Here is an 11,364-nt window from a genome sequence, read left to right on the forward strand (position 1 = left end):
GAGGCGGTCTTTTTTTATGCGTCGTTTAAGATTGGGTATAAGCTGAGCAGTGATGTGAGAGCAGATAAGACGTTAAATTCCACCAATCTCTTTAATCACCGCCTCATTTTTCTCAATCTTAGTGGCGCCGCGTAAGTACTCTAAGTAATCACTAAAGTGTTCTTGACCACGGATACTTCTCATATCGAACATGGCCTGCGACAGCTCAGCAGCAGGCACGTCCTTGATAGAGGCTTTACTGATTGGCCCCATCACCAGTACAGTTGCCCCACTGCTGGTTTTTTCAGCAACAGCCACTTGTTTGCCAGCAGGCGTGTTTTTACTAAAGGCAATGGCTTTTTCATCCATACTTAGCTGTGGGTTTTGGCGGTTTATAGTGCCTAAGGCTTTAAAGGGCACTTTTGCCGCTGACATACCACTGTTATTTACCGTTTCGCTCAGACGCTTGGCCTGTGCCATCGCTTGCTGAGCTGCCTTTTGTTTTACCAAAGTATCTTTAATCTGAGCACTCGCTTGAGCCAAAGTTAACGGCTTAATAGGACGGTAATTGGTAGGCTGTACCCACACTGTGCCAGTATTAACTTTAATACCTGGGCTGACCGACTCTTCTTGTAGAGCAAAGTCATCAAAGGCCGCTTCAATAACCACAGGTTGGTTAAGCTCAGTATTGTTATTAAGCTTGGTGTAGTTTTTGATTTTGTGGACAGTCAAGCCCTCTTGCTGGGCGATATCTTCAATACCCACACCATCTGTGGCCATGTCATTAATACTGGTGATTTTATCAGCAATCAATTGCTCGCGCTTTTGACGTTGAGCTTGTGCGGTCAGCTCGTCACGCATACTCTCTAAACTCGGTACGCTATCACCGCTTTTATCGGTCACTTTAAACAGCTGATAACCGAAGCTGGTTTTTACTGGAGCCGATACCTCACCTTTTTCTAGACCTGATAAAGCTTGAGCTACTTTTTGACCATCTGCACCGAAGGCGTCTGCATTAAAGGTACCAATATCACCCCCTTTGGCAGCACTCACCGGATCCTCTGACAGCTCTTTGGCAATAGCTGCAAAGCTTTCGCCTTTTTTCAGACGTTGCTCAATTTGCTGCATGGTCGCCTCAGCCTTACTGCCAGTCACTAGAATCTGGCTTACCTTTTGCTTGGAGTTACCCACAAAACGTGCTTTATAATCATCATATTGAGCTTGTAGCTCAGCTTGAGTGACTTTTTCGACAGGCAGCTTGCTCGGATCTAGGCTCACATAAGCCAAATCTACCATAGCTCGGCTATTTAGCTTGCTCTTATTCTCATTATAATAATCAGAGATTTCTTTGTCAGATATGCTCACCTTATCTTTGAACTGCTCCCAAGGTAGGCGATACACCCACACATCGCGCGTCTCAAGTTGCAGCGCCAGTAGATCATGGATTTGCGACTCAGGATACACAGCCGTCTGAGCGACACTGGCATAAAGCTGCATTAGGTTTAACTGCTGACGGTACTGGGCAAACAGCTGATCTTTGGTGATGCCCTGCTGCTGCAATGCAAAAGCAAAGCGGTCGTTTGAGAACTGGCCATTTTCATCTAAATACTGCGGATCTTGTAATAACAGATTATTAATCGCAGCATCGGATACGTGCATCCCCAAATGATCGGTTTGGTTTCTTAACAGCGCACGGTTAATCAAGCCTTTGAGCACTTCGCTATTTAAGGCTTGGGTATTAATAGCACTGGCCTCTACCCCGCCTTGCAATAGCTCATTTCTGCGCCCATTTAGGCCATCTTGGTATTCTGCACGGCTAATGGTTTGATCGCCCACTTTAGCCACTTCATTGACACTCGATGCCCCACTAAAGTAGCTCTCTAGCCCCAATATCACCAATGGTGATAAACACAGCATTAAGAAGATTCTTCCGGGCCAACTTTGGAGAAAATTACGTATCGATTCCATAGTACATATCAGTCATAGGTTAATAAAAGTTTAACGCAATATCATACGTGAAAATAACAGCTGACACAAAAAAAACGCACCCTAAGGTGCGTTATTGTCTACAAAGAGACATCGTGCTCGCTTAACTTAGCGCTCATTCGGCTTAGTTTAAACGATCTTTAAGGCCTTTACCTGCTTTAAAGTGTGGTACACGGCTTGCTGGAATTTGTAGCTCATCACCTGTCTTAGGATTGCGGCCAGTGCGTGCTTTGCGGTCTTTCACACTGAATGTACCAAAACCAACCAATGAAATAGTGTCATTGTTTTCTAGCGCTTCACCAACACTTTCCATCATAGCATTTAGAGCGTCAGCAGCTTGAGTTTTGTTAAGACCGCTTTTCTCAGCAATGCTATCTACTAATTCTGATTTATTCATAGAGAATTCCTTTAAAATAGATTTAAATTCGGGGGTAAATTCTATCGCTTAAAAACTAAATAAGCAATAACCAAGCCCTTAAATACTACACCATAGCGCAAAAAAATGCACCGTTTTTACTGCTAGTATTTTTTGACGTGGTGGTTGTTAAATGCAGTTATAACAAGGGGTTTAAAAATGTGCAAGTAAATTTACATATAATTGGCCAATAACCCACTTAATACACCTTGTGACACCACTTTCTAGTGACTTTATACCTGCAAACCACTGTGTTTTCAAGTGCTATCGTATATTTTAGCCCCGTTTGCGCCTCTATTTTACACAAATAAACCAAGAGCGCTAATATCACCACTTTGCTTTTGCAAAAACCACACAGCAGTTACAGATTTAAATGACATAAATAAGGGATGCCTATGGCGCATTGGCCGCATTATGCTATTATTTACTTCATTTAACCCTTTTAGTCATTAAAATTCCAAGTATTTTAATAGCGAGGGCTCTCCATAATAAGTACACTAGGGTTAACAGCTTAGATAAAGCGCTTACTTTTTAACACTTAAATAGGTTTAGTATGAGTCAAAATTCAATATCAAACTCTTTACTTAATGTCGTACTGGTACTGGCAGAGTCCGCCATTACCCTGGTATTAAGATTCGACCCGAACCTACGCAAAGCTGTTTATCCTTTGGCTCAAAAAAACACTGTGGTGTGTGTGCGCAGCTATTTACCCCACACCCAATTCTATGCCACCTTTACTACCAAAGGCGTTTTGTTAGATAGTAACCTACCCGCCTCTGTCTCAGAGCTAGATGTGGTTATTAATGCCTACTCTCACCAACTGATCAATTCATTCATTAGCAATGATGCCACTCAAATCAATAAGCTGACTATGCGCGGCGGTACTGAGACAGTGACCGAAGTACGTCACTTCCTATTACAACTGGGTGTGGCCAGCTTATTCCAAGGCATTATTAAAACGGTGAAAGGCAAAGACAAGGGCCGCGGCAAAAAACACGATGGGGACAATGCTAATAAGCCTGATTATAAAGCACGCATTGAAGAGCAGCAGCAGCAGCTAAATATATTAAGCATGCGCAACCGCGAACTTGAAGTCAGCTTAAAAGAGGCTCATAGCAAACAAAAAACCACATTAATTGCGTTAATTGTGGCGTCATTAATTGCAGTTGCCTCAGTCATTGGCTGGCTGACTCAATAATTGACTCATACCCAAGTCACCGTATTATCACTTATTGGTATATAAAAACCTTTAAATGTCTTCATTTAAGGGTTTTTTTTGGTGTATATATAACCGATATGTTTAGAGCCTACGCCGCCACCTCCCTAAGTTTATAGCCTCTGTCATCATCTGCTTTATACCTGTATTTTATTAGCCGTTTCATGGCCTATCTTTGCTATACTATGCACGCATTTTTTATGACGGTTTTGCCCGCTTTTATTAAAGCTATGGCCTTGTTTTTATAAGCTTTGCCCCTAGTATCTAATAAGGCTTTGCCATGTCGGTATGTGAAGCCACTACGCTGTATGTTGTCGTCATGACTTTTTGTTTGCGCTAATCGCTTGTTGCTATCAAGGCGCTTTGTGACAGTAGGCTATACCCATGCCCTATCGGCCAATGCTCTGTGGTAATGCTTGGCTTCGACCTTCATAAGGCTTGGCTTTGAGGACGCTATTTTATGGTGGATGTGGCTCTCAGTGTATAAGGCTGAGAGTTTGCCTTACAAATTACTCACCGATTAATCTTGACTAGTTTACTCGGGATTAACTATAATAGGCATCATATCAACTTATAGCGACATCGTGGAGGCATTGAATGCGTTTAACAACTCGAGGTAGATACGCCGTTACCGCGCTACTAGATCTGGCTATTCAAGATGGCGACTCAACAAATGCTGTCTCTTTATCAGACATAGCAAAGCGCCAATCTATATCCATTTCTTATTTGGAGCAGTTATTCTCTAAGTTAAGAAAAGCAGGATTAGTGACCAGTACTCGAGGCGCCTCTGGAGGCTATCATCTAGCAAAGCCATTGGCCGATATCGACGTAATGACCATCATTACCGCGGTAGATGAGTCTGTGAATGCCATGCAGTGTGGTGGCCAAGGCAACTGTCAGGGCGGCGCTATGTGTCTCACCCATGATTTATGGTGTGCCTTATCTAAGCATATTGAACAGTATCTAAAAAACATCTCATTAGAACAATTACTACAGATGGAAAATGTAAAAGACGTCTCAGACCGTCAACAACTTATTTATGATGTGGCGACAGAAAGCACCACATCTCATTCAAATCCTAATATGATATTCTCAGCCAGTGAGGTTAATCCAGCATGAGTAACTTGAACCGCCCTATCTATCTTGACTATGCAGCAACTACCCCTGTAGATCCGCAAGTGGCCAAAAAAATGACCGAGTATATGACCTTTGATGGCATGTTCGGTAACCCCGCTTCTCGATCACATGGTTATGGTTGGCAAGCAGAGGAAGCTGTAGAAAATGCGCGTCAGCAAATCGCTGATCTGGTTAATGCTGATCCTCGTGAAATCGTATTCACCTCAGGGGCTACTGAATCAGACAACTTGGCCATTAAAGGCGCCGCTCATTTCTATGAAGGCCGCGGTAAACACATCATTACCAGTAAAATTGAACACAAAGCGGTACTAGATACGTGCCGTCAGCTTGAGCAAGAAGGCTATGAAATTACTTATATCGAGCCTCAGCCTAGCACTGGTCTTATTTTGCCTGAGCAGGTAAAAGATGCGCTTCGTGAAGATACTATTTTAGTATCTCTTATGATGGTGAATAATGAGCTTGGCACGGTCACTGATGTCAAGGCCATCGGTGAGATCACTCGTGAAGCTGGCGTAGTATTCCACGTGGATGCGGCACAAGCTGCAGGTAAAGTTGAAATTGATCTTGAAGCGCTAAAAATCGATTTAATGAGCTTCTCAGGTCACAAAATTTATGGTCCTAAAGGTATCGGCGCTTTATATGTTCGCCGTAAGCCACGCATTCGTTTACGTGCTGAGCAGCATGGCGGTGGCCATGAGCGTGGTATGCGTTCAGGTACGTTGGCGACGCATCAAATCGTTGGTATGGGTGAAGCCTTTGCTATTGCCGCTGAGCGCTTAGAGCAAGATCGCGCACATGCACAAAAGCTGCGTGACAAATTATGGGCAGGCGTCCAAGACATCGAAGAGATTTATTTAAACGGTGACTCTGATAACAGCGTACCAAACATTGTCAATATCAGCTTTAACTTCGTTGAAGGTGAGTCATTAATGATGTCCCTAAAAGATATGGCTGTCTCTTCAGGATCTGCTTGTACATCAGCGACGTTAGAACCCTCTTATGTACTACGAGCTATCGGTCGTCCTGATGAGTTGGCACACAGCTCAATTCGCTTTAGCTTCGGCCGCTACACCACCGAAGAAGACATCGATATCATCCTAGCTCAGATTCATGAAGCCGTAGATAAGCTAAGAGATTTATCACCCTTATGGGATATGTATAAAGACGGTGTGGATCTAACCTCTGTAGAGTGGACTGAACACTAAGCATAACCGCCATTTTACTGAGTCAGCTTTAGGACAGTAAATGTGCTATGTACGACCCTTTTAGACAGTATTGATTGAATACTGTTCCCTTATTTATCTAGGTTAAACCCCAGGAGAAACACCATGGCTTATAGTAATCAAGTAATTGACCATTATGAAAATCCGCGTAACGTTGGTAATTTGGACAAAGACGCTAAGAACGTAGGTACTGGTATGGTTGGTGCCCCAGCTTGTGGTGACGTTATGCGTCTACAAATCCAAGTTGGTGATGACGGTATCATTGAAGATGCTCGCTTTAAAACTTATGGTTGCGGCTCAGCAATTGCCTCAAGCTCATTAGTCACTGAGTGGCTTAAAGGTAAAACGTTAGACCAAGCCTCTGAGATCAAAAACAAGCACATCGCAGAAGAGCTTGCCCTACCCCCAGTAAAAGTTCACTGCTCAGTACTGGCAGAAGACGCTATTAAAGCGGCGATTGAAGATTATCGCGCCAAAAGCGGCACAGTGGAAGCTTAAGTTAGCGACCACTTAAAGCGTATCATTCATCACCTTGTCAGGAACAATGCTGTGACAAGGTGATGGCTTGAAGCTTGATGGATTATCCCCATTAACGTTGAGAACCAATAATAAAATTTTTAACATTAGGAAAGTCTTAATGATTGAACTGACCGAACGTGCTGCCAAACACGTAAAAGATTATCTAGATAACCGTGGTCATGGTGAAGGCATTCGTGTGGCTATTCGCACCGCTGGATGCTCAGGACTGGCCTACGTGTTAGAATTTGTTGATGATCCCGATTCAAGCGATGAGAAGTTTGAAAGCAACGGAGTTAATATCTTTGTTGATCCAAAGAGCATGGTATATCTAGATGGACTATTAATGGATTATGTGACTGAAGGTCTAAACGAGGGCTTCAAATTCACCAACCCTAATCAAAAAGGCGAATGTGGCTGTGGTGAGTCCTTTACCGTTTAGTATGAATACCTTTAAGTCTTCATGCTTATATTGATTGTTGATTGATTACTTTATACTGATTAATCACTGTCTTATAGTACCAGCACTTATCTTATAGTTAGTGACTGAGTTTGAGCCCTTGCTGACGACCTTGCTCGTCAGCTTTGAGCTTTTAAACCAGTATAATTCGCCTCAACCCACAGTAAGCATCCTAATCCTATGTCTGATACTGCCCCTACTTTTGCCAACTTCTTCGCTTTATTTGAGCTGCCTGTTGCTTTTGACATCGATAATAACAAGCTTAGTGAACGCTTAAGGCAACTACAAAGCCAGTTCCATCCTGACAAGCTTAGCGCTTTAGATAAAGCCTCATCAGAGCAAAACTCTGCGGTTATCAACCATGCTTATGACATCCTGCTACACCCTGATAGCCGAGCCAATTATCTATTAGAGCTGTCCGGTCAAGAGCTTAATACCGATCATTCTATTGCTGATTTGGATTTTTTAGATGACGCGATGGACATGCGTATGGCCTTAGATGATGCCGAAGCTAACACAGATTTGCTACGTATTGAGCAGCTCAAAGTTACCGCAGATGATCGCATTGCTACCCAATCTCAGCGTTTTATCCAAGCTTATGACCATCATGACTGGCCAATGGCGATGGATGCGACTCAAAAGCTTAAATTTTTGGTCAAGCTAAAAAAAGATATGGACACAGCGGTAGATAACAGCCAGCGTCAGCCAGATGATGATGACTTATATCTGTAACATCATCTACGTATTTACTGAGCGTCTTATTTTTTGATCATGATCGTACCGACTGTGTTATTTTAAATTCTTTTATCATTTGCTATAAATAAATTGAGTGTGTTATGTCCTTATTACAAATTGCTGAACCCAACCAAAGCGCAAAGCCGCATGAACATAAATATGCTCTAGGTATCGACTTAGGCACAACGCGTTCTATGGTCGCTGTGGTACGCTCAGGTAAGGCAGCACTTCTTGAAACCGCTGATGCTAAGACCAAAGACAAATTACTGCCTTCGGTGGTTTATTACGGTACTGCTAATGATACTAACGCCCCTATCGTCGGTAGCGAGGCACTGTCTTATTTTGAGACCGATCCCGTTAACACCATCATCTCAGCCAAGCGCTTTATGGGCCGTAGTGTTAAAGACATTAAGTTCTCACATCCGTATCAGCTCAAATCAAGCGAGACTAGCGCAGATGCTATGCCCTCGTTTGTGACTGGGCAGGGCAATGTGTCCCCTGTTGAAGTTTCGGCCGACATCCTTCGCACCCTAAAAGATCGGGCTCAGCGTGCTCTACCAGACGATAGTATTCAAGGTGCAGTGATTACCGTGCCTGCCTACTTCGATGAAGCTCAGCGCCAAGCGACAAAAGATGCTGCTCAATTGGCCGGTCTGAAGGTGCTTAGATTATTAAATGAGCCTACCGCTGCTGCCGTAGCTTACGGCTTAGACCGTGCTGCCGGCTCAAGCGATGAGGCTCAACAAGAGCGACTGTTTTTGATTTATGATCTTGGCGGTGGCACGTTTGATGTGTCTTTGCTTAAGATGAATGAGGGCGTGTTTGAGGTGCTGGCCACAGGCGGTAACAGTGCTTTGGGCGGCGATGATATGGATCGCCAAATTATGGGCTGGCTGTTAAAACAGGCCAATCTAAACCCAAAAGACTTAACCGCTCAGCAGCGCACCCATATTGCACGTCAGGCAGAAGGCTTTAAACAAGCACTTACGCATCGTGATCGTGTTGATGTGAGTATTGATATCGCTGACATCGAGTGGTCAGGCACATTAACCGCTGCAGACTTGATCCAAATCGTCGAGCCCATCACTCGCCGTACGTTGGCCACTTGTGAGCAAGTTATGCGTGATGCCGGCGTAAGCATTGAGCAACTAGATGAGATTATCTTGGTCGGTGGCTCGACGCGTATGCCAGTAGTACAGCAAGCGGTTGAGCAATTTTTTAACAAAACCCCTTTATCTCATCTTAACCCTGATGAAGTAGTGGCATTGGGTGCGGCGCAAGTGGCCGATCAGCTGATTAAAAAAGACAAGTCAAACAACGTATTACTGCTTGATGTCACCCCACTGTCTTTAGGCCTTGAGACCATGGGCGGCTTGGTAGAGGTGGTTATTCCACGTAATACCCCCATTCCTGTGGCCAAAAAACAGACCTTTACTACCTATCAAGATGGCCAAACTGGCATGGTGGTGCATGTGGTACAAGGCGAGCGTGATACGGTTGAGCATTGCCGCTCATTGGGCCGCTTTGAATTATATGGTATACCACCCATGAAAGCAGGGCTTGCCCGCATTGAAGTGACCTTTGACATCGATGCCAACGGACAACTATCAGTCAGCGCTTTTGAAGCGACCTCTGGGGTTAAGAGCGATATCAAAATCACCCCATCGTATGGTTTAAGCGATGAGCAGCAAGAACAACTGCTGCGTGCAGGCTTTGAAAATGCCGCTCAAGATAAGTTATCTCGCAGTCTTATTGAAGCCAAAGTAGAAGCTGAGCGTGAAGTGTTGGCGTTACAGTCTGCTCTACAAGAGTTTGGGGCTTTATTGTCTGACACTGAGGTGACTGACTTACAACAAGCCATGAGCGCACTAAGTGACTCTCTAAATCAGGTGTCCTCTAGCTTGAATGCTGAGCCAGAACAGCTGCAGCAACTTAAAGCCGATGTGGAGGCAAAACAGGCCGTGTTAAAGCCTTTAAGTGATACCTTTGCCGCCCGAATTATGGATCAAAGTGTTAAGCAATCACTTGCTGGCACCAGCACAGAATCTTGGTAACAGCTGCTAGACCCTAGGCCCAGTGATTCATATTCTAATCGATACAAATCTGACTTTATTAAAAATACCTATTGGAAAATCTTATGCCAAAAATTACCTTACTGCCGCATCACGAAATCTGCCCTGAGGGTGCGGAAGTTGAATTAGAAAGCGGTGTGAACCTTTGTAAGGGTCTTCTTGAAAAAGGCTTCAAAATTGAGCATGCGTGTGAGATGTCTAAGGCATGTACCACTTGCCACGTTATTGTACGCAAAGGCTTTAACAGCTTAGAGGAGATGGATGATATCGAAGCTGACTTGCTAGATAGAGCTTGGGGCTTAGAGCCTGACTCTCGCTTGTCTTGTCAGGTACAGGTTGATGATACCGACCTGGTAGTGGAAATTCCAAAATACACGCTAAACCACGCAAAAGAGAACCATTAAGCCATCCATTACAGCGAACTGTTTCATCTAAAACTATCGCCATAAAAAAAGACACCGCATTAATGTGGTGTCTTTTTTTATCACGATAAATTTATAAAAGCTTACTGCATTTGCCAATCAAATGGCATCTGATTGTGGCCTCTGAGCGCCATCATAAGTGTCTGCTGCATGGCCAAATACACCTCTTGGGTATAAGGTACTGCTGGCGTCCCCCAAACTGGGTTTGGCCAAGCCAAATCATTTTGATAACGTACAATGTGATGAAAGTGCAGCTGTGGGACTTGGTTGCCTAAAGCAGCCACATTCATTTTGTCCGCATTAAAGGTTTTGGCCATTTGACTAGATAACCAGCTGGACTCACGCAAAAATTGTGCTTGGTCGGCTGGAGATAATTCATAAATCTCTTGTACGCCCGCCACTCTAGGTACCAAAATCAACCAAGGAAACTGGCAGTCATTAATTAGACGACAAGTTGATAGCGGGAAATCTCCAACTAAAAACGAATCTTTAGCAAGCGTTGGATGAAGTTGAAACATATTGGCTCTCTTATTTATTTTAATGATTCTGCAGTTCGATATTTTATCAGGTATTGCCCCGATATTATAGATGCAACACCATGTTTAATATTTTTGCCAACTTTGCTTAGATTTCATTAGCCAATGCCGGTGCATCATGACTTGATGATTCACTTGATGCTTAGTGCATAACCATTAATCTTTAACCAAAAAAAAAGCCTTGAGAGCTCAAGACTGTTTTATGCATCAAGATGGGGTCACCTACTGTTTACCAGCTGACTGACTCAAGCCAGCAAAACCAACCAACCCATCGACCTTGAGCGAGATACACAAGTCGCTACTTGCTGTTATTTTTATAATCAGCATCCTGCTAAAAAAGCATTCATCCCTAAAATCTTATTATTGTTATTGTGCCGTTGTTATTATCGTAAGCTTACTATGCCGCGCTACAGCCGATTACATCTCCATAGCATCTTCAACGTCATCATCGAACCAGTCGGGTACCTGAAGCTCTTCTAAATCTGCTGCTAAGCACACGGTTGCAGCGTTTGACAGATTGTTTGATGCATTGTTTGATAAAACATTAAATAAGGTCATTCTCGTCCTCCTAAGCTTGGGTGGTTTGTCATTTAGTTTGTTGTTATCTGTTCAATAACTACAAGATACCCGCCCTAGATGACAAACTCATTAAGCAATGATGACGATT

12 protein-coding genes are annotated in these 11,364 nt (G+C 43.6%); 8 read left to right on the plus strand and 4 right to left on the minus strand.

The genetic code is table 11. The features are described 5' to 3' along the window. Positions 1 to 72: 72 nt before the first annotated feature. Together DLE54_RS07510 and DLE54_RS07515 are read right to left on the minus strand one after the other, a co-directional pair. Positions 73 to 1,947: a SurA N-terminal domain-containing protein gene (locus DLE54_RS07510; RefSeq protein ID WP_110816760.1), complete on the minus strand. Its 1,875-nt coding sequence runs from the start codon at positions 1,945 to 1,947 to the stop codon at positions 73 to 75. Between the two features lie 142 nt (positions 1,948 to 2,089). Next, positions 2,090 to 2,362 (minus strand): HU family DNA-binding protein, encoded by a 273-nt coding sequence (locus DLE54_RS07515; RefSeq protein WP_007395246.1) that lies wholly within the window; start codon positions 2,360 to 2,362, stop codon positions 2,090 to 2,092. 571 nt (positions 2,363 to 2,933) lie between these two features. Here DLE54_RS07515 and DLE54_RS07520 point away from each other — a divergent pair. The 8 genes from DLE54_RS07520 to fdx all read left to right on the plus strand — a co-directional run bounded on the left by DLE54_RS07520 (position 2,934) and on the right by fdx (position 10,143). Beyond that, positions 2,934 to 3,578, plus strand: coding sequence for a hypothetical protein (locus DLE54_RS07520; RefSeq protein WP_110816761.1), 645 nt, complete (start codon positions 2,934 to 2,936; stop codon positions 3,576 to 3,578). Positions 3,579 to 4,193: 615 nt separating this feature from the next. Beyond that, complete coding sequence (locus tag DLE54_RS07525; protein ID WP_011960849.1) at positions 4,194 to 4,715, plus strand: Rrf2 family transcriptional regulator; 522 nt, start codon at positions 4,194 to 4,196, stop codon at positions 4,713 to 4,715. 5 nt (positions 4,716 to 4,720) lie between these two features. Then, positions 4,721 to 5,938 carry an IscS subfamily cysteine desulfurase gene (locus tag DLE54_RS07530; RefSeq protein WP_110817356.1) on the plus strand — a complete coding sequence of 406 codons (1,218 nt, stop codon included), beginning with the start codon at positions 4,721 to 4,723 and terminating at the stop codon, positions 5,936 to 5,938. A 123-nt stretch (positions 5,939 to 6,061) separates the two neighbouring features. Further along, a complete protein-coding gene (gene iscU, locus DLE54_RS07535; RefSeq protein WP_011960851.1) occupies positions 6,062 to 6,454 on the plus strand; it encodes a Fe-S cluster assembly scaffold IscU in 393 nt (130 codons plus the stop codon). 139 nt (positions 6,455 to 6,593) lie between these two features. Next, a complete protein-coding gene (gene iscA, locus DLE54_RS07540; protein WP_011960852.1) occupies positions 6,594 to 6,914 on the plus strand; it encodes an iron-sulfur cluster assembly protein IscA in 321 nt (106 codons plus the stop codon). 198 nt (positions 6,915 to 7,112) lie between these two features. Then, positions 7,113 to 7,664, plus strand: coding sequence for a Fe-S protein assembly co-chaperone HscB (gene hscB, locus DLE54_RS07545; protein WP_110816762.1), 552 nt, complete (start codon positions 7,113 to 7,115; stop codon positions 7,662 to 7,664). A 104-nt stretch (positions 7,665 to 7,768) separates the two neighbouring features. Continuing rightward, positions 7,769 to 9,721 (plus strand): Fe-S protein assembly chaperone HscA, encoded by a 1,953-nt coding sequence (gene hscA, locus DLE54_RS07550; RefSeq protein ID WP_110816763.1) that lies wholly within the window; start codon positions 7,769 to 7,771, stop codon positions 9,719 to 9,721. Positions 9,722 to 9,804: 83 nt separating this feature from the next. Continuing rightward, a complete protein-coding gene (fdx, locus tag DLE54_RS07555; protein ID WP_011960855.1) occupies positions 9,805 to 10,143 on the plus strand; it encodes an ISC system 2Fe-2S type ferredoxin in 339 nt (112 codons plus the stop codon). 101 nt (positions 10,144 to 10,244) lie between these two features. Here the strand turns inward: fdx and DLE54_RS07560 are convergent, their stop codons facing one another. Both DLE54_RS07560 and DLE54_RS12025 read right to left on the minus strand, forming a co-directional pair. Next, complete coding sequence (locus DLE54_RS07560) at positions 10,245 to 10,679, minus strand: HIT domain-containing protein (RefSeq protein WP_007395256.1); 435 nt, start codon at positions 10,677 to 10,679, stop codon at positions 10,245 to 10,247. A gap of 435 nt (positions 10,680 to 11,114) precedes the next feature. Next, positions 11,115 to 11,255 carry a hypothetical protein gene (locus DLE54_RS12025; RefSeq protein WP_155587035.1) on the minus strand — a complete coding sequence of 47 codons (141 nt, stop codon included), beginning with the start codon at positions 11,253 to 11,255 and terminating at the stop codon, positions 11,115 to 11,117. Between the last annotated feature and the right edge of the window lie 109 nt (positions 11,256 to 11,364).

This window comes from Psychrobacter sp. YP14 (genome assembly GCF_003209315.1).
Taxonomy (GTDB): domain Bacteria; phylum Pseudomonadota; class Gammaproteobacteria; order Pseudomonadales; family Moraxellaceae; genus Psychrobacter; species Psychrobacter raelei.

What these genes read in the sequence shown, in the direction of transcription:
- DLE54_RS07560 (WP_007395256.1), bottom strand. Translation starts at nt 10,679, where the DNA reads ATGTTTCAACTTCATCCAACGCTTGCTAAAGATTCGTTTTTAGTTGGA.
- DLE54_RS07525 (WP_011960849.1), top strand. Translation starts at nt 4,194, where the DNA reads ATGCGTTTAACAACTCGAGGTAGATACGCCGTTACCGCGCTACTAGAT.
- fdx (WP_011960855.1), top strand. Translation starts at nt 9,805, where the DNA reads ATGCCAAAAATTACCTTACTGCCGCATCACGAAATCTGCCCTGAGGGT.
- iscA (WP_011960852.1), top strand. Translation starts at nt 6,594, where the DNA reads ATGATTGAACTGACCGAACGTGCTGCCAAACACGTAAAAGATTATCTA.
- DLE54_RS07520 (WP_110816761.1), top strand. Translation starts at nt 2,934, where the DNA reads ATGAGTCAAAATTCAATATCAAACTCTTTACTTAATGTCGTACTGGTA.
- DLE54_RS07510 (WP_110816760.1), bottom strand. Translation starts at nt 1,947, where the DNA reads ATGGAATCGATACGTAATTTTCTCCAAAGTTGGCCCGGAAGAATCTTC.
- DLE54_RS07515 (WP_007395246.1), bottom strand. Translation starts at nt 2,362, where the DNA reads ATGAATAAATCAGAATTAGTAGATAGCATTGCTGAGAAAAGCGGTCTT.
- DLE54_RS12025 (WP_155587035.1), bottom strand. Translation starts at nt 11,255, where the DNA reads ATGACCTTATTTAATGTTTTATCAAACAATGCATCAAACAATCTGTCA.
- hscB (WP_110816762.1), top strand. Translation starts at nt 7,113, where the DNA reads ATGTCTGATACTGCCCCTACTTTTGCCAACTTCTTCGCTTTATTTGAG.
- iscU (WP_011960851.1), top strand. Translation starts at nt 6,062, where the DNA reads ATGGCTTATAGTAATCAAGTAATTGACCATTATGAAAATCCGCGTAAC.
- hscA (WP_110816763.1), top strand. Translation starts at nt 7,769, where the DNA reads ATGTCCTTATTACAAATTGCTGAACCCAACCAAAGCGCAAAGCCGCAT.